This is a genomic window from Limnobacter litoralis, from assembly GCF_030160455.1.
In the GTDB taxonomy this organism is placed as follows: domain Bacteria; phylum Pseudomonadota; class Gammaproteobacteria; order Burkholderiales; family Burkholderiaceae_B; genus Limnobacter; species Limnobacter litoralis.
On the sequence record NZ_BSOJ01000029.1, the window covers coordinates 1 to 17,552 of the forward strand.

The 17,552-nt window shown below is 48.7% G+C and carries 18 protein-coding genes and 2 pseudogenes; 10 read left to right on the forward strand and 10 right to left on the reverse strand.

Annotated features, from left to right (window positions below; all coding sequences use genetic code 11):
* A partial coding sequence (locus QQJ87_RS11950) for a transposase (RefSeq protein ID WP_284281998.1) occupies window positions 1–214 on the reverse strand: 214 nt, incomplete at its 3' end.
* A 617-nt stretch (window positions 215–831) separates the two neighbouring features.
* Entirely contained in the window at window positions 832–1,305 is a 474-nt protein-coding gene (locus QQJ87_RS11955; protein ID WP_284281999.1) for a hypothetical protein, read from the reverse strand.
* A gap of 521 nt (window positions 1,306–1,826) precedes the next feature.
* Here QQJ87_RS11955 and QQJ87_RS11960 point away from each other — a divergent pair.
* Complete coding sequence (locus tag QQJ87_RS11960; protein ID WP_284282000.1) at window positions 1,827–2,801, forward strand: tyrosine-type recombinase/integrase; 975 nt, start codon at window positions 1,827–1,829, stop codon at window positions 2,799–2,801.
* 78 nt (window positions 2,802–2,879) lie between these two features.
* Here QQJ87_RS11960 and QQJ87_RS11965 read toward each other — a convergent pair whose 3' ends face one another.
* Both QQJ87_RS11965 and QQJ87_RS11970 read right to left on the reverse strand, forming a co-directional pair.
* A complete protein-coding gene (locus tag QQJ87_RS11965) occupies window positions 2,880–3,539 on the reverse strand; it encodes a DUF4145 domain-containing protein (RefSeq protein ID WP_284282001.1) in 660 nt (219 codons plus the stop codon).
* 22 nt (window positions 3,540–3,561) lie between these two features.
* Window positions 3,562–4,287 carry an SOS response-associated peptidase gene (locus tag QQJ87_RS11970; RefSeq protein ID WP_284282002.1) on the reverse strand — a complete coding sequence of 242 codons (726 nt, stop codon included), beginning with the start codon at window positions 4,285–4,287 and terminating at the stop codon, window positions 3,562–3,564.
* Window positions 4,288–4,397: 110 nt separating this feature from the next.
* On the opposite strand from QQJ87_RS11970, the gene QQJ87_RS11975 reads away from it, so the two are divergent.
* A complete protein-coding gene (locus tag QQJ87_RS11975) occupies window positions 4,398–5,126 on the forward strand; it encodes an ArdC-like ssDNA-binding domain-containing protein (protein ID WP_284282003.1) in 729 nt (242 codons plus the stop codon).
* A 2-nt stretch (window positions 5,127–5,128) separates the two neighbouring features.
* On the opposite strand, the gene QQJ87_RS11980 is transcribed toward QQJ87_RS11975, so the two are convergent.
* The 3 genes and pseudogenes from QQJ87_RS11980 to QQJ87_RS11990 all read right to left on the reverse strand — a co-directional run bounded on the left by QQJ87_RS11980 (window position 5,129) and on the right by QQJ87_RS11990 (window position 6,895).
* Window positions 5,129–6,046 (reverse strand): hypothetical protein, encoded by a 918-nt coding sequence (locus QQJ87_RS11980; protein ID WP_284282004.1) that lies wholly within the window; start codon window positions 6,044–6,046, stop codon window positions 5,129–5,131.
* Window positions 6,047–6,221: 175 nt separating this feature from the next.
* Window positions 6,222–6,461: pseudogene (locus QQJ87_RS11985) on the reverse strand (chromate transporter); the annotation flags it as partial.
* A gap of 233 nt (window positions 6,462–6,694) precedes the next feature.
* Entirely contained in the window at window positions 6,695–6,895 is a 201-nt protein-coding gene (locus tag QQJ87_RS11990) for a hypothetical protein (protein ID WP_284282005.1), read from the reverse strand.
* A 690-nt stretch (window positions 6,896–7,585) separates the two neighbouring features.
* Here QQJ87_RS11990 and QQJ87_RS11995 point away from each other — a divergent pair.
* The 5 genes from QQJ87_RS11995 (at window position 7,586) to QQJ87_RS12015 (ending at window position 12,664) form a co-directional block, all read left to right on the forward strand.
* Window positions 7,586–7,888 carry a hypothetical protein gene (locus QQJ87_RS11995; RefSeq protein ID WP_284282006.1) on the forward strand — a complete coding sequence of 101 codons (303 nt, stop codon included), beginning with the start codon at window positions 7,586–7,588 and terminating at the stop codon, window positions 7,886–7,888.
* 19 nt (window positions 7,889–7,907) lie between these two features.
* Window positions 7,908–8,330: an antirestriction protein gene (locus QQJ87_RS12000; protein ID WP_284282007.1), complete on the forward strand. Its 423-nt coding sequence runs from the start codon at window positions 7,908–7,910 to the stop codon at window positions 8,328–8,330.
* 171 nt (window positions 8,331–8,501) lie between these two features.
* Window positions 8,502–9,497, forward strand: coding sequence for a replication initiator protein A (locus QQJ87_RS12005; protein ID WP_284282009.1), 996 nt, complete (start codon window positions 8,502–8,504; stop codon window positions 9,495–9,497).
* Window positions 9,498–10,413: 916 nt separating this feature from the next.
* The gene (locus QQJ87_RS12010; RefSeq protein WP_284282010.1) at window positions 10,414–11,646 is read left to right on the forward strand and encodes an AAA family ATPase; all 1,233 of its coding nucleotides are present in this window, start codon (window positions 10,414–10,416) and stop codon (window positions 11,644–11,646) included.
* On the forward strand, window positions 11,639–12,664 hold the full coding sequence (locus QQJ87_RS12015; RefSeq protein ID WP_284282011.1) for a ParB/RepB/Spo0J family partition protein: 1,026 nt from the start codon (window positions 11,639–11,641) through the stop codon (window positions 12,662–12,664). Before QQJ87_RS12010 ends, QQJ87_RS12015 begins: the two co-directional genes overlap by 8 nt.
* Before the next feature lie 191 nt (window positions 12,665–12,855).
* Here the strand turns inward: QQJ87_RS12015 and QQJ87_RS14695 are convergent, their stop codons facing one another.
* Complete coding sequence (locus QQJ87_RS14695; RefSeq protein WP_431310104.1) at window positions 12,856–13,266, reverse strand: nucleotidyl transferase AbiEii/AbiGii toxin family protein; 411 nt, start codon at window positions 13,264–13,266, stop codon at window positions 12,856–12,858.
* 225 nt (window positions 13,267–13,491) lie between these two features.
* Between QQJ87_RS14695 and QQJ87_RS12020 the strand changes: the two genes are divergently transcribed.
* Window positions 13,492–13,935 (forward strand): hypothetical protein, encoded by a 444-nt coding sequence (locus tag QQJ87_RS12020; RefSeq protein ID WP_284282012.1) that lies wholly within the window; start codon window positions 13,492–13,494, stop codon window positions 13,933–13,935.
* Between the two features lie 407 nt (window positions 13,936–14,342).
* Here the strand turns inward: QQJ87_RS12020 and QQJ87_RS12025 are convergent, their stop codons facing one another.
* Both QQJ87_RS12025 and QQJ87_RS12030 read right to left on the reverse strand, forming a co-directional pair.
* The gene (locus tag QQJ87_RS12025) at window positions 14,343–14,864 is read right to left on the reverse strand and encodes a hypothetical protein (RefSeq protein WP_284282013.1); all 522 of its coding nucleotides are present in this window, start codon (window positions 14,862–14,864) and stop codon (window positions 14,343–14,345) included.
* A 184-nt stretch (window positions 14,865–15,048) separates the two neighbouring features.
* A pseudogene (locus QQJ87_RS12030) lies at window positions 15,049–15,906 on the reverse strand (IS3 family transposase); the annotation flags it as partial.
* Between the two features lie 497 nt (window positions 15,907–16,403).
* Here QQJ87_RS12030 and QQJ87_RS12035 point away from each other — a divergent pair.
* Together QQJ87_RS12035 and QQJ87_RS12040 are read left to right on the forward strand one after the other, a co-directional pair.
* Window positions 16,404–16,670: a type II toxin-antitoxin system RelB/DinJ family antitoxin gene (locus QQJ87_RS12035; protein ID WP_284282014.1), complete on the forward strand. Its 267-nt coding sequence runs from the start codon at window positions 16,404–16,406 to the stop codon at window positions 16,668–16,670.
* The gene (locus QQJ87_RS12040) at window positions 16,657–16,938 is read left to right on the forward strand and encodes a type II toxin-antitoxin system YafQ family toxin (protein ID WP_284282016.1); all 282 of its coding nucleotides are present in this window, start codon (window positions 16,657–16,659) and stop codon (window positions 16,936–16,938) included. The genes QQJ87_RS12035 and QQJ87_RS12040 overlap by 14 nt, the downstream gene beginning before the upstream one ends.
* Window positions 16,939–17,552 lie beyond the last annotated feature (614 nt).

Genomic DNA, 17,552 nt, shown 5'->3' on the forward strand with positions numbered 1-17,552 from the left:
TCAAACGTTTGGGCGTGCTGCCATTTCGGCTGTTGCCCTTGGCGGGTTTGCTGTCGGCGTGTTTGTTGTAGCCCAGGTGATCCGTCAACTCAGCGCCCAGCGCTGTTTCCACGGTCAGTTTCAGCAGTTCTCGGGACAAGGCATTTAAATCGCCTTCGGTCTTGATGTCCTTGGCCAGCTCGCTGGCCAAGGCTTGTAATTTGCTACGATCCATTGTGTGTGTGCTCATCATCAGTCATTTCCTCGAAAGAGGTTAATTGGCCGAATGCACTTACACAAATTTATTTACAGGCTCTTTTTTCATGCTCACAAATTCGACAATAGCAAATTTGGCCCACTGGAGGCCCAATGGTGGCCCAATGGTGGACACCAGTAATCACTTCAACCCGCTCGGGCTTGCCAACTGAACTTATAGTTGTAAACATAGATGTATTCCTAGTTTCAAGTTTAAGGAACACCTCCGGTACTGTCATTCAGGGGGCAAGTTCATGCATCTAGTACTGTCATTAAGGGGGCAAGTTTACAGGGGTCTGGAAAAATACGGTCTAGTTGTATACGCTGTTTGCAATGGCCAATCTTCTGATCACCAAAAAACAAAGTGATGCTCTTCATCTCCAAGTTGCGTCCTGTTGAGCTCAAAAGGTAGAAAAACCGTACTCGAAGAGTCCAAAACCGGTCGAAATCGGCTGTTTCAGGTTTAATTCCGAGAATTTCGAGTCAGAAAAATTGATCAACCGAATCGTGCGTGCCGTAGAACTATAAATCATGAATTATTCAGTGTGTTCCTAGGGGAGGGCGTTGAGTCGCTTCACGTTGGCATGCACTACTAGCTTAATTTTTGCAGTACGTATCCTTGACGTCTTTGAAAAACGAATCAGCCTCAAATTCAGTCTCATTGATCGTCGTTCCGCTTGAGTAACTGTTATTTTGCGCCGCGAGATGGGCTGTGTACTTTTTTACATCGAATAATGCTTTTTCATAGCCTGGCTCACCAGCTGATACGTAATCGGTGGAGCCTTGAACTAGGCCATACAAAGTTTTCATGTCATCGTGCTCAAAAACGACTACGAAACCAGTAAATCCAGAATAGGCACCATATGAATTTTTAGAGTTTACCTCTCCGCATACTGCACGCCTAAATACGTTGACTGACCTAAACTTGCTGCTGTCAGGGTCTTTCATGTTATAAGAAATAAAAGACTCAGCAGTTTTTGCGACGTCATTTGTTGACGGTTGCGCCGAGTATGTCTCTATGCTCATTCCAAGCCCCATCACGGTAATAGCAATCAATAATCCTGTCTTCATTGTGTTTCCCTTTTTATTGGTGTTGCCACGTGAATTTACGCAGCAAAAGTCTACTACTGAGGTGGGTTAACATCACCCAAGTGTAGTGACCCTTGTGCCAGATCTTGGTAGAACCGGGTCAATAAGATGATGCTTTCGCATTTAGTCTTATTTGAAATGACAGTTTATGTTTTTTTCAGAATGAATTGGTTATTTTCTACTATAACCAGTTCAAACGAGTTGTGAGCCTTCAGACGCCAAGCGCATAATTCTCGGTGGGTCGAGGTGATCAATGTACCGTCCTATCAACGATGATGCACTTCACATGATGAGTCAGGTGAACGCCCTTTTAATATGGTCTAGAGTTTTATGAGCTGTCCCCTAGTTTTCTAGTTGAACCAGAATTGCGGATGGTTTTATATAAACGAAAACAGGATGTTTTCTTGAAGCACGAATGAGCTTCACTTATTCGTTCATTCTACTATTGATAATATATTTTATCAATAGTAAAGTAAGTAGGCATTTACCTCATCAATCAGCCCATGGCCGATACCAAAAACTCAACACTTCAGACACTTGAGACTGGCAATCGTCAGTTGAGCACCAACCAGTTTGCTCAGTTGCGCGACATCCCGCCTGAAGTTGAATGGTTCGCCAACATCGACAATGCAAAAACCCGTCGTGCCTACAAAATTGATCTGAATGATTTCATGGCCTTCGTTGGGCTGGATCAGGTTGAAGATCTGAGGCTTATCACCCGAGCCCATGTCTTGGCCTGGCGAGCCGAGCTTGAAAACCGAAGTCTGGCCAAGAGTACGATTCGCAGAAAACTCGCTGCACTGTCTTCATTGTTTGGCTACTTAGGCGATGTGAACGCGGTGCCCAACAATCCAGTGGATGGTGTCAAGCGCCCGAAGGTCGATACTTACGAAGGAAAAACTCCGACAATCTCGGATATCCAGGCTCGTAAACTTCTAGAAGCCCCGGATATGAAAGCTCAAGGTCTCAAGGTCCTTCGAGACAAGGCCATCTTGTCGACGTTGTTATTTCATGCGCTTCGACGCGAAGAACTGTGTTTATTAAAGGTGGGTGATATCGAAGAGCGTCGTGGTGTGAAGCACCTCAAAGTCAGTGGTAAAGGAGGCAAGACTCGTTACTTGCCTCTGAACCCCGGCAGTGCCACTTTGATCTATGAATACTTGGCATCTGCAGGTCATGGCCAAGATCGTCAGCTACCCTTGTTTCGCCGATTGAGTAATCGGGCAGACTTGAATCCAGAGTCCCGAATGACCACAGATGCAATTTATAAGATTGTTCGCCATTATTCGATGGTCTTGGGTTTTCCGATCGGAGTGCATTCATTACGTGCTACCGCTGCTACTAATGCACTTGACCATGATGCGGATATCAAGAAAGTTCAGGAATGGCTAGGGCATGCCAACATTGCGACAACACAAATCTACGATAGGCGCAGATCAAAGCCTGAGGATAGTCCAACGTTCAAAGTCTCTTATTAAAAGCAAAGTGTGGACAACCCTGTCTTGTATTGACAATCCAGAGCTTCATTTTGAGGGTACATCGTACCGTCCAGCTACTCATGGCTTCGATCTTCTATTTGGAACTCTAATGCCAGAAACCCTGTGTTTGCTGACGTATATGGACTCCATTACGTTCTCAAGTACGTCGAGGATGCTATCGATTTCTGTTTCAGAAGCCTTAAAGCCGCGATGCATAGAGGCATGGCCCGCCTCAACTACAGGCTGCAGTGCTTCTCTCTGCAAACGAGAAATGAAGCCCTCTAACTCAAACTTGTTGAGGTTCGCAAGGAAGTTTCCTTGGTCGCCAACATTCTCAAGCATCACCTGTTCGAGGAGCGCTCGCACACCGAGGACCGCCAGTCTTCGGTTCCCAGCCTTAAGAGCAGAGTAGATCTCCTGTATGAAGTCCTGCTTGAACGAATTGTTATTTAGCTCTAACCAGAACAAGTCCATCATCCACTTTGGTTGTCGCCGCGAAATCTTCGGGGGCCATTGTTCTTCAATTGGCTCCGGCTGCCCCGAATTAGCCCACCGCGTGTGAAGCGTTATAGCTTCGCAACCATTGCACTCAGCAAGCTGGTAGTCCGTAACTTCACGGTACTCATCGTCTTCGTCGAGTTCTTGAACATACTCGCGTCTCGTTGAGAAAAGCACTGAGTGCCAGCGGAGACCAAAGCACGCATTGCAGTGCAACATCTTTCTACTATTGATATTCATAATTTTTTAAGCCTAACTAGAGTTATCGGACGATAACGGTGAAGTCAGTAACTTCACTAGGAACTATCAAGTTTGATGAGTCTTCTCTATTCTTTCCGACACCACTGACTGAAAACCCAACTGGCCATGCTTTTACTTTTTGATCGGGGTGGATACTTTTTCTAAGATCCGATAGGTTCTGATTTTTTGAGTCTAGCCACCAATTCCAATCGTCTCTCGCGATCATGACCGGCATGCGATCATGAATGTGAGCTAGTTGGGGGCTGGGTTCTGTGGTGATGATGGCGGTTGATAGGATCAGCTCACCAGAGATTGGATCGGTCCAGTGGTCGCAGACTCCGGCCATGGCAAAAAATGGTGCGTCAGTCGGGGAAATGTAGAACGGTTGTTTTTTGCCTTTGCTGCCTTTGGGTGGCGCTTGCCATTCATAGTAGCCGCTGGCCGGGATGAGGCATCTGAAGCGTTTGAAACCTGTTCGAAACGAGGGTTTTTCATGGACGGTTTCGCCGCGTGCGTTGTTTAACTTGGCCGCGATCGAGGCATCTTTGGCCCAGGACGGGATCAGCCCCCAGCGGTGGCGAATCAGCACCCGCTCTTCCTTTCGGTTGATGCGGACCACGGGAACCGTCATCGTTGGTGCGATGTTGTATCGCCCAATGTCGAAATCATCGAAGCTTTCGGTGAGCTTGGCGTCGAAGTATTGCTGGTATCGGGACACTGGTCCTTCGAGTACATAGCGGCCACACATCTTGTTCTATCCCCTGCGGTTCCTGTCTTCATCATAGCGCAAGTCGCTTTTTCTGCGCATGCAACGCTGGGGTTGATCTTGGCGGCTATTCGGCGCTGTTGCAGCAAGCCTTGACTGAGCCCGGTGCCTTGTCTTCAGCCTACCAGGCGTTTCACGGGTTTTCTGTGTTGAACCAGTCTCTGGCCTATTTGCAATGCAAGCAACGTGGCATTCGAGTTTCGCCGCTGGCCAGCTTCAGTGCCTGTAAAGCCAAAGGACGTCAGGTCCGCAAGGGCGAGAAGGCGATCAGCCTCTTCATGCCGTTGACCAAACAGCAGGAAGTCGAGGCAGCCGACGGCAGCGTTGAAGCTTGCACTCGGACTTTCTTCGCCTTGAAGCCGCACTGGTTTGTCCTCAGCCAGACAGACGGGGCTGAAACCGAGTGGCCCACCCTGCCCGATTGGAATCTTCCCCAAGCGTTGGCCGCGCTGCAGATTGATAAAGTGGACTTTGAGCACTTGAACGGCAATTGCCAGGGTTATGCGCAGGGCAATCGCATTGCTGTGAACCCTTTGGCCGTTTATCCGGTGAAGACGGCATGTCACGAGATGGCCCATGTGCGTCTGGGACACACCACCGCGCACTTGATGTCCGATGACGAGGCGACGCCCCGCACCCTCTGCGAGGTCGAGGCGGAGTCGGTGGCGTACTTGGTCACCTCGATGTTGGGACTGCCTGGCCAGGAATCTTCTCGTGCTTACATCCAGGGCTGGCTGGGTGCGGACACTCTGTCTGATGCATCGATTCGCAAGGTGTTTGCCTGCGCGGATCGGATTCTCAAGGCTGGGCGTGGAGCCTGATCCTATCGTGACCCGGCGTACTCGCTGCGCTGGGTTTGTTTGGCATCTGCAAACGGAATTGCTTTGTAAAATTCACCAATGACTTGGTCCAGAACGGATCTTTCGATGGGTAGGTGTTGATTGATGATTAATCGGGCCCTTAATTCGTAACCCAACAAGGCTTTGTTCGCCGGCGAGCGATTTAGAAAAATAACGCCATGTATGTAGTCTCTCGGATGCGGTTGATCATTTGGGATGGCATGGATCTCTCGAACCCACGCCAATTCTGCTGGACTGAAAGGTCTGGTTTTGGACTCGAAGACACCAACCACATCACTTACTGTGTGTGAATGGTGCCCATATTGAAGAACCAACGGATTCCCGCCAACAGCCAGTAGGCAATCTGATAGGTCGACCATGCCGAGTTCGATTTCAGTCAAGTCAATCGCCACAAAATTGAGAGTGCCCGGTTTGGGCACTGGATCGAATTTTTTGATGGTGGCTTTGTTAATGATGTCTCGCTGAAGCCTGACAATGTCGATGTGGTCATTGTCTCGACATATAAAGAAAACCCCTCGTTGCATGGTCTGACTCTGAATCTGTGCTTTGGTTTTTTGATCTTCTTGCAACAGTTTCATTTCAATGAATACTTTGTGATCATTCACCTGCCAGCAGAAATCAATGTCGCCAGGTCTACCTTGTTTGGCTTCATAACGTAGGTTGCCGTGGTATTTTAAAAACTGGCCTGCAAAATTCACTTCCAAGACACGACCTCTGAAATCACCGGGTTCCTTTGCTTGGCGTAGCTGTTTGAAAAGCTTCTCAAAGCCGCCTGTCGCCTCTAGGTGGTTGATTTTGGGCAGTAAATCAACTGCGGATTCCTGGGCCCATTCGCAGCCCCCTGCGTTCTCAATGATTTGTACCAATTCATCCAGTTTCATCAATTGCTTCCGTGCGGTTGTTGGCCATCTAAATATAGCTGCAATTCAAAGTCACTGTGTGGGCCACCCTGATGGGCCGGGCTTTCGCGCAGAGCGTCGAGCCTTCGCCATTGGGCTCGTCTCGCCTATGTCGGGCATCAATCCCTTGTCTTGGACTGCCGTTGTCAGGCGTTGGGTAGCCACCCACGAACCCGACGAATGTCACGACCATAATCAGTGGCCCTGGGGTTGTCTCGCCCAACGCCAAGCCGTCAATCATCTGGGCCGGCGTTAACCAACCGTACCCGTTAACAGCACCTTGAAATACATAAGGCAGGACAGCGTAAGCGCCACCAAAAGTTAATAGCGCTGCCTTGGTGAAAAACCAGCCCATTTGGGTCAATGTGTGCTGCCAACCGTAAACGGCTGTAAGCAGAACCGATAATATTGGTATTAATCACTGCCAACTTTAATGTCGCCTGATCTTCTACGGCCACCTTTAGACATGTTTAATTTAGATATCTGGTAAACATGCAGGTGACTGAATCTAAATGCAAAAAAATTGATGCCGTGAAGTTTTGTCTTTGAGATTCAAGATCCGTTCATAAAACAAAAAGGCCAGCTTTTGCGGGCTGACCTTTGATGCACTGCTTTAAAACCAAGTTTGAATTACTTGGCCATCTTGGCTGCGTGATGCTTGTGACGCTTGTGTGCGTGATGTTTGTGGTGTTTGTGTGCTTTTTTACCTGCCTTGGCTGAGGCCACAGGTGTGTTTGCCTGGGTGTCCGCGCCTACGTCAGCTGCTTGAGCAAATGCGCCTGTGGTTACGGCGATCAGAGCAGTTGCGGCAAGAATTTTTGATAATTTCATGAAAGTTGTCCTAGGTTATAGTTGTATAAATGTGCTTTAAATTAAAAAGCTCCTAATTGTATTATCAACATCTGAGCCATGTGAAAAGAATACCGTCATTAGGGGGCTTTTCATGGGGTCAGTCATGTTGCTTGTGTTCTCTTTCTTGGCTGACTCGCAAAGTGGATCCTGTGGTGTGTGTTGGCCACCCTTCGGGCCAGGCTTTCGCGCTACGTGTCGAGCCCAATTCTGTGAATCGGGTCTCGCCCCATTCGGGCTTCAATCCTTTGTCCGGGCTGCCAGGGCACATCACCTGCCGGTCATGCGCCCTGCCCTTCGGGTTCGCAGCATCTTCTGACGAACTGTGCAGGCACAGATCGTCCTGAAAACCTTTCTAAGACCCCGTCCAGGCGGCTTTGCTGCAAGAGGATGACTACTTCATTCCTTGCTCATTGCGCGAGGGTTTCGATCTTTCCGTTGGTTGCACTTCTCGGTTGAGCATTTTTGCTGTCGGACCGCCCTACTTCTTCGAACCATAGCCCGAGCATTCGTGTGCACAAGATTGCCCTGTGGCGCGTGCTCACCCGGTTCCTCACTGCGATCGGACTGCGGCTTGCGCGCGCGATCTTGCGCCCTCTCCTGCCCGGTCTCTTTGTTCTGCGAGGCGGCTCCGAAGAGCAAATATTTTTCACAACCAGAGAGGACCCAAACATGGCAAGACTCATTGATCCCCTTTCGCATCTGAGCAAGAAGGACACGGGCGTTCCCCCCGTACCCCCCGAGGCTCACCAAAAAGCAAAATTTTTAAGCAAACGTTTTGTTGTGGCTATCGAGCTGATGGAGGTCTTGAAGACTGGCGACGACCACGGCGAATCGGCTGCGATGCAGTCTTTTCTTGAGGTTTTCGTTTCGCATGAGTTGGAGGGTGTGGGTTTTTGGACTTGGGGAAATCTGATTCCCATGGCCAGGTGCGAGGTCTGTTATCAGTCGCGTGTTTGTATCGAGGCGGTTTAGAACTATCGGGAGGAAAATGATGAGTAAAGATTTATTTGATAATGTCGAAATTGTGGCCAGGGCTTTGCAAGGTCAAGAACGCTTGTCGGTTCTGCCTGAGTTGTTTGGCCGGCACATGATGAGGTTTGAAGCTCTTGTGTATGGTTGGGCTGGCCGGTTGGCTGCCAATTATGATGACGGCTATTGGGAAATGTATCGCTTGTCGAACGGTGGCTTTTACATGGCGCCCTCTTCCAACGACACTTACCGGGTCACAGTGGACGGCAATTTGTTTTCTGGGGAATTGACCGCCGACGCCATGGGCATTGTGGTGACTTTGTTTGCCTTGAATCAGCTGGCCTGGGATCTACAAAGCGCTGATGTTTCCGAGTTGTATCATCACTTGCGCGATTACGCTGCAGGCCATTCTGAGGCTGTGATGATCTATCGAGCGATTGATTAACCAGCAGGGGCGCTCCGATTTAATTGGAGCGCCACACTGTTTTGATGCGGCCCTAAAATGTTACAGTTGATTGTCCAACAAATATGGCCGTGAACTTCACTCTGCTTCGACACTGCAATGACCAAGCCTGACACTCAGCCCGATTTGTTCCCCCCTACTTCTGATCACCAGATGAGCAGTCCCATCATTCCTGAGCGCATTCGTCGTTTGGCTGAGGCTGCGCGTCTCAAAGCCGAGGCGGGTGAGGTCAAGGAAATTGAACCGGCTGCCATGGCAGAATCCACTGAAGACAACGCTTTGATGCGAATTGGTGGACGCCTGCGCCGTTCCAATTTGCGTGATTTGGAGAATCCAAACGGCGATCTGTTTGTGGCTGATCTGCTTGATTACGCGCTGAAAGACGATGGTGCCTCGATGGAGGCTCCTATTTTCTCGTTGGCCACAAAGCCGGATCTGCGTGTGTGGAAGTGGGTCAGTAAGGACGGAAACAAATCGCTGGAAGTGACGCCCAGCGTCAAAGGACGAGCCACCCAGCACGACAAAGACATTTTGATTTTTCTGGTGTCTCAGATGACAGAAGGCCTGAATCTTGATCGCCCGGATGCGAAGAGCCGCACGATTCGTTTCTGTGTCTACGATTACCTCATCAAAACCAACAAAAGCACTGGTGGAAAGGAATACAAGCGCCTGGAAGAGAGCCTGGAGCGCCTTTCGGGCACACGGATCAAAACGGACATCCGCACCGGTGGAGAGCGAATCAAAGAATCCTTCGGCATTCTGGACAGCTGGCGTATCGTTGAAAAGGCCCCAAACAAATCTGTGATGGTGGCTGTGGAAGTCACTCTGTCCAAATGGCTCTACAACGCCATCCAGGCCTTTGAAGTGCTCACCATTGATGCGGCTTACTTCCATCTGCGCAAACCACTGGAAAAACGTCTCTATGAGATCGCCAGAAAACACGTGGGCAAACAATCCGGCTGGAAAATCGGTCTTGAGCTGCTGCGTGAAAAATGTGGAAGCCAAGCCGAATTGCGGGAGTTTCGGCGAATGATCAAAGACATCGCAAAAGACAACGCGCTGCCCAATTTCATTTTTACAGTGGATGAACGTGACACCGTCACTTTCTTGCCGAAAGAAAAAAACAGACTGCTAGGACTTCTGAATTGAATGCCAAGTTGTCGGTATATCACCCACACACTGACTTCGGTACATCACCCACGCTTTTGACGTTATATCACCCACACAAACCTCTCAAAAACCCCGTCGAATCAAGCGTTGCAGTGGTTATCCACACCGTAACAGTGAGTAAAAAACAGGCAGCTACAAACAGTCTGTGTCAATCAGTCGTTACATCGCCCACAAAAAACACGGGTTTTCACCCACGCAGTATCGGTAGATCACCCACAGCAACAACAAAAAATCACAACAAAAACAAACATCTAAAGCTAATTTTTAAACCGTAACATTTTTTTAACTTATATAAATAACAACCGGTGACTTGCCAAAAGCTGTGATACTACGCAGCGTCGCTGGATGCGGTTTCGCCGCGAGCAAAGCTCTTGCTCAACTCGCATCGGGCTAAAGTTCGCTTTCAGGCAAGCCTGAAGCTCACTAGCCGACAATCATGCTTGTCCAGACGCGACAAAAACCAGTCACCAAGAAAGTGCTCGACCCAAATTGTTAAATTTCTTAAGAAACATGTTGTATGAACTAAAAAGCAATAGATTTTTTCTATGTCGAAATCCGAATTGTTAGATCCATTTTTCATGGATCAACTTTTCCTCAAAATTTCGTTACATTGCCCACACCGACAAAAATCGAAACATGGAACATGCATTCTTGATCTCGAATGCTTCAAGTTATCAGCCACAAAGAACATCCAACTTTCAAGAAGAACAGTGGTAAACAACTGTAATCATGCCGATTTTTGACTGAATCGACGAAACTGTCTCATTTCCAGTGATCAGAGAGCGATCCAAAGAACAAATATCCAGAAAGACTCTACAACAAAGAAATTTCTCGATTTTTAAGTTTTTTCACTGAAAACGAGTAAAATAACGAGAGTCGATCTTGGATCCTGTTCATGAATAAACAAGCCATTACCAATTACGATCTCAAACACATTGGCGAACTCAGTGTGTCCAGTTCCCAAGTGCTGGACGCTGTTCGCACCAAGCTTCTTGAGCCTGAGCCTCGAAAGCTTGCGCCTTCTTTCAGTTCTGCGCATTTGGCCACTCTGCTTGATTTGGATCGTCGAAGAATCAACCAGCTGGCATCAAGCGAAAGCAATGATTTGCCCGAGGGTGAGATTCCCGATGGTTCAAACGCCAGGCACTTCACTTTGGCAGAGACGCTGGCTTATGTCCAGAAATTCAATCCGCGACCGAAGCGACCTGCCGGGCAACGTGGAAGGATTATCTGCACCACGGTGTTCAAAGGCGGTACAGGCAAAACGACGAGCTCATTTTGCATTGCACAGGGCTTGACATTGCGAGGCGCGAGAAAGGTTTTGCTGTTGGATGCGGACCCTCAGGGTACATTGACCCAATTGGCCGGTTTTGCGCCCGATGTGGACATTGACGATGAGTCCACCGTCATGCCCTATTTGTACGGTGACCAACCTGACCTTCGCTATGCAGTCAAAAAGACGTACTGGGAAAACTTGGACCTGATTCCAGCCAATATCTCTCTGTATGGCGCCGACTTCTATTTGCCTGCTAGGTATTCAAAAGACCGAAGCTACAAGTTTTGGGCTGCGATGCACAGCGGATTGATGGATCTTGCCCAGGATTACGACGCCATCATCATTGATTGTCCTCCTTCGCTGAATTACCTCACTTTCAATATGATTTTCAGTGCGGACGGGATCATCATGCCGATTCCACCCAATTCGGTGGATTTTGCGAGTTCAACGCAGTTTTGGCGGCTGGTGTACCAAATGTTCGAAGGCATCTTGGGATCAACAGCAGAGGGTGGCGAAAAACCCTCGTTGGATGACATTCCAGCAGTGCGCGACAAAACTTTCGATTTCATCAGCGTGGTGCCCAGCCGGGTCAAAGCCAAGGAAATGAGCACTTTGATCACGGGCTGGATGGCAAAGGCTTTTGGTGAGCACCTGACTACTATCAGCATTCCTGAATCGGCGGCTGTTGACAATTTTTCGTTCGGTTTGATGACGGTCTACGATCAGACCAAAGCCATTGGATCTAATGCGGCGTTCCGAAAATACAAGGATCGAATGGATGAGTTAGTGGATCATGTGGACTTGCAATTGATTCGGGCCTGGGGGCAAGATTGGGAGATGGATAATGAATAACAAAACCAAGCAAGGCATGATGAACCGGTTCTTGGTAAATGATTTACCCAATACGCCCTCCTCTACTCCGCTGTCCACCATCCGTCCAGCCAAATCACTGAGTGGGATGGATGTTCTGAACAAGGCCATGGAGGTACTTGGTACCGATGTGGCCCCCGTGCTGGTGGATATTGTCTCTATTGGCTTCGATTCCAAAAACAAACGCGCCTTGTCGCCCGCTGAATTCCACCGGCTGAAAGCCTCCATTGAATCGGATGGCTTGTTCAATCCGATTACGGTTCGCAAGTCCGATGATCCCCAATTTCTTTACATGGTTGTGGCAGGTCACAACAGACTGCAAGCTATGAAAGAACTGGGTCACCAGTCGGTGCCTGTGAATGTGGTGAATTTGAAGGATGACGGTACCAAGGCCGCGTTCGTTTCCAACCTTTTACAACCAGAACTGGGTATTGCTGAGGTTTTCGAAGGACTGAAGATCTTACGCGCTGGCGAAGGTGAGCAAAAGTCTGTTCGTCAGCTTGCTGTTGAAACCGGGTTCAGCGCTGCTTACATTTCTCAAGTCCTATCAATGGAGAAACTTCCATCCGAGTTGGTACTTGCGATGAAGCGCGCTCGTGTTCGCGTGGGTTCCAACGTGATTAAAAGATTTGTCGAGCTGCTGTCTGAAACCAAAGGTGCAAAGCATAGCAAAGTAATTCAGAATGCAATCGAGATGATCGACACCACCTTTTCTGAGGTGACGTCACTCTCCCCTACTCTCTCCAAGGATGAAATGCTTGCGACGGGTGTGGGTGAAGACGCTGCGCTCAAATCCTGGCAAAAAGCGCTGACCTCATTTGAGTCGGCCTATTCAGCCAAAAAGGCTGCGCCCTCCCCTGCTCGAGCACGAAAGGTCGATTTGAAGGGTTGGTCATTTTCCGCCGCTGTGCGCCGAAAAAACAGTGTGGTTTTGAGTTTTGAGGATGAGGCGGAAGCCGAGCAGTTTTTGAAGCAGTTTGAGCGATCCAGAAGTGTCTAAACTCGCTGTCTTTGTTATTCAGCGATGAGCCCCAATCCTGTATGGTTTTGGGGCTTTTTTCATGGTGAGGCCCTGGAAGCCAATGAATTCGGGGCGTTTATGCTATAAACACTTTAAGGAGGTTGCCGGCTCACTCAATCAGCCATATCGATCAAGGTTTGGCTCACGTTGGCGAAATCATCAAATGCCACTTAGATTTCCGGTTTTTTTTTGCTATCGTATATCGGGGGTATCAGTTTGACTCTGTATTGGGCTCTAATTTCCAAATCCACTGCAGACTGGTGAAGCGCAACTCGAAGTACATGGACTGGATCTAAGGCAAACTCTGGGAATTGAGATCCCCAGTCGATGCGCTCATCTATCAAGGTTTCTTTGAAAATCCTTCTCGCTTTCGCCACGGAGTTCGCGTCACCTTTCATAATTCGATGCACATCATAGATGTGTCGGACTAGGGCCGAATCCCACTCATGCCTTAGGAAACTAGCTTCCTCCTGAGCGTATCGACGTAAGAATGATAGAGCTTTTTCAACGAGAGTTTCGGTAGGGTCCATGGTTTGGACGCTCAGCGCACCCTCTTCGTGTTTAATCAGCTTATGCGTCAAGGCATTGATGCTTTGTGTTTAACTGGTCAACAGGAATGCCTTTGATATCAATTTGCTCTGAATATGTGGGCGAAGCCTTCCGGCTGAAGCTTAAGTTATCACGTATTCCAGATCCAACTGGATGTAGCGGTTTTCATTTCGAGCTGCCATGTTGAGAATTCTAAATCCTGCCTTTTTTGTTGACCTTTGGATTGGGTTTGGAAGTTCGGAGATTGAACCAATTTGATGTCCTTACTCGAACGCGGCGGGATCCACCTTCGTGACGCAGATTCGCTCATCGACCCTGATTGGCATTTCCACAAAATCCATTTCCAGAACCATCGACAAACTGGAGAGGCTAGGGATCGTGAAAAGGCAGCAGCAAGCCATCAGGAAGAGGGCAGGGCGCACCCTTTCCTTATCACTTCGATGATGCGGAAAACCTTCAAGGATCTCGATCAGACATTTGAAAGCGATTCCCACCTTGAAAACGCCAAACGTCAAATACGACAACAGCAGGAAGCACAGAAAATCAGTCGGCATTTTTCTGAACAAGGTCGCAAAATACTTACCGAGATGGAGAAGGACATAGAACACCATTTCTTCGATCCATCTACCCTACAGTCATACAAACTGAAGGAGGGAATACGGCCAAATGCATCCGGGTGGTTCATGGCACCGATCTTGTGAAATCGCAAAGTGTTTCGGAACACAACATCACTTCGAAGTGAGTCGCGTGCGGCCTTTCCACTCTTGTTCTACGCTCTCCGACATGCAGCAGCTGCTTAATTTAAGACGAAAGGACTGAAAGGCGGGGATGTGGCCCAGTTTATGGGCCAAGCCTCGACGGCCAGTAAGAATGTGTATTGCACGTGGTTCCAGCACTTAGGCGGATATTGCGAGAAGACATCGGCCAGTGAGCTGGTTCGTTCAGCGCGATCTCAAGTCACACGAGCAGGTGCGGATTGGATTCCATCGCAGCGGATGCTCTCACCACTGATAATCGCAGCTCTGCTATTTATCGCCCATGAAAATAATGGAGCCGGTGAGGCTCTATACCTCACTCGGTCTCAGTCCAGCATATGTATAAATAGGCCCTATCCTTCGATATGGATGGGTGGATGTTTGGAGTCGACGCAATAGCTATTCCAATAAACGGATTCAAACGGAGATAGCATATTTACCTTGTGAGCCTCTTCCGTATTGGAAACGTCCTCCATTTCGACGTCATAGGTGTCGAAAGTACCGAGCTTTGATGCTACGCTTCGAGAAGCAAATCGAGATCCGCCAGTATAAGCTCCAAAGCTATTTTTTCCATCCACGATGCCACAAACAAAAATTTCATTGTCTCCGTCTGGGGTGGTCTTTTGAATTACAAAAGACGAACGTATTGTCATCGAGTTTGGGTCTTTCATCTTGCCCCGTAGTGCCTCCTCAGTATTGTCTTTTGCCCATCCTGTTGGTCCAATCGCTTTGTTTCTTGCATAGAAGAATATTGCAAGAACAATAGGGATTGAAATTAAAATAATAAAAAACCATTTGAAAAGTTTCATTTTTTTGCTCTGCAAAAAGATTGATGATCCGGCAATCGTCAAATAACGAATTTTAAATCCAGACATCCCGAGATGTCGTATTAAATTTTAGTCTTTGAAACATTTTATAGAAGACGTTTGCAAGCATTGAGGCTGCTTGGCCCGCTTCGTCCATATAAAGAAAGGTCTCGACCATGCTCAACAAGTAGCAAACTTTCATCGCCTTGAACCGCCCCGTGAACCGCCCCGGCTTTCGTAGAGGCCAATTTGCTTAAGTGCAGGTTTGTTCGGCCTGCTGACCGGGTTGTTGATAATAATTCATCTCTGCTTCGGCGTGTGGAATGTAACCCAAGGGCTACATCAGTCTGTGATGATTGAACCAAGCCACCCATTCCAACGTGGCCAGCTCCACTGATTCAATTGTTTTCCATGTACTTCTGCGGTGAATCACTTCAGCTTTGTACAAGCCGTTAATGGTCTCTGCCAGTGCGTTGTCGTAGCTGTCGCCTTTGCTGCCCACTGATGGCTCAATGCCCGCCTCAGCAAGCCGTTCGCTGTACCGGATGGACACATATTGTGATCCCCTGTCGCTGTGGTGAATCAGTGACTGGTTTCTGTCTGGTTGGCGGTCCTACAATGCTTGTTCCAGTGCGTCGAGCACAAAGTCTGTTCGCATGGAGCGGCTGGCCCGCCAGCCAACAATGCGCCGTGAGAATACGTCAATGACGAAAGCTACATATACAAACCCCTGCCAGGTTGAAACATAGGTGAAATCAGAAACCCACAATTGATTGGGCCGGTCAGCTTTGAACTGGCGTTTGACAAGGTCCAGTGGACAAGCTGCCTTTGGGTCTGCAAAGGTGGTGCGCTGCGCCTTGCCGCGAATAACACCGCGCAAGCCCATTCGGCGCATCAAGCGTTCAACCGTGCAGCGGGCCACCACAAGGTTCTCCCGCTTCATGGCCTTCCACACTTTGTCTGCACCGTAAACTCGTTTGTTCTTGTACCAAACAATTTGTATTTGCTCAATGCGTTGTTCATTGGCAATGGCGCGGGCACTGCGCAAATCAGGGTTGCGTTGGCAGGCAGCATGTTTCCAATACCCATACGGGGCAATCCTTACGGGCTTCTCGCGTCATGCGAACTGCTCGCTCGCGCATTTCGGGGGTAAATTTGGTTCGGGTTTTGCTCATGATGACTCCATTGTCTCAAATAACGGAGCCTCCTCAAAACCCGGGGCGGTTCAATGAACAAAATCATAAAGAATCGCTCTGCTGGGTCAAATTTACTTCGGCGTTAACAAGCTCATGCAAACCAAGTGAGCTTAAATTTAGTTTGCGGGGGGCTTACAATTAGACGGCAAAACTATATGGCATATAGTTTTCGATAGACTTCATTTGAAGACCCGGGCGTCTATGGTCGTTACTAACGCTTTATGGAGTGTTGATAGAGCTGCGCAACCCGGAAAGGTATTTCACACTTTGAGTACATAAGAGCTTGGGTTGAACTGCCGAGAAATCCTCGGCAGTTGACGTTTGTAGGTCTCAGACGCACTGGACGTAGCGCCTTGCTATGTAGCCTCATTGTGACTACAATATAGATTATTCATTTTCCGGAGAATTTGCGATGAGCACCGCCGATACCTACGTACGCGCCCGCATCGATAGCAACACCAAGGAGCGCGCTGCCAGCGCGCTCGAAGCGATGGGGCTGTCGATTTCCGACGCTATCCGTCTCTTGATGCTGCGCATCGCCGACGAACACCGCTTGCCATTCGATGTGAAGGTGCCAAACGTCACAACGAAGAAAGCCATTTCCGAGCTGGAAGCAGGCAAGGGCAAGAATTTCAATAGTGTAGACGATCTTATGGCGGACTTGCATGCGGGCGTTTGAACGCTCCTCTGCCTTTAAACGCGACTACAAACGTGAGGCAAAGGGCCGGCATCGCTCTATGCTCGATGACGCGCTCAAGATGGTGCTGGTCGCTCTAGCGACTGATCAGTCCCTTGATGCGCGTTACCGCGATCATGAACTTTCCGGCGATTGGGATGGCTACCGAGAATGTCATGTCAAGCCTGATCTTCTGCTGATCTATCGCAAGTCTGGTGCTGACACTCTTCGATTGGCGCGGCTTGGCTCACACAGCGAACTTTTTGGTTAATAAATACAAATACCGGCGGCGCAAAGTTGGTAGAGATGTTACGCGTTTTCTCCAGAAGCGACGCGATGCGAAAGAGCAGGGCTTAGAGATCCCCCAGCACGTTTACCACGACCAGCGCCCACGCTGGTTTGAAAAAACCGTGTATGTGATAGTTCGACAACTCATGGGTGAACAATTCACCCTGGTGTGTGCTGGTTTTGGCTTGTTGCCTGTCCCGATTTTTGAGTGCCAATTTTATTCACGCGCACTTCACGACTGCCGATTCCGTTCAGGCCATGAGCGACTATATCTCTGGTGACACTAATGTTGTCACCAGAGGATGTCTGTGAGGTGAGGGAATTTTTCTGCCCCGGATTTCGTATGTACTATGTTCGTCGCGGAGATAAGTTAATTGTGATGCTCGGTGGTGGTGACAAATCTATTACCATTTTTTATGTGGGGGTAGAGGCTCAACTAAGTTAATTTGTCGTTCGGTTTTAGATCAAATCCTAACTCTCAAAACCTCTACAGGTATCATTTTAGGCAAAACAATTACAGACAGTGAGGAATGCGTATTCTGGCCGAAACTGGACACGGTTTCTGGCTGAAACTGGACACCGTTTCCAGAGCAAGCT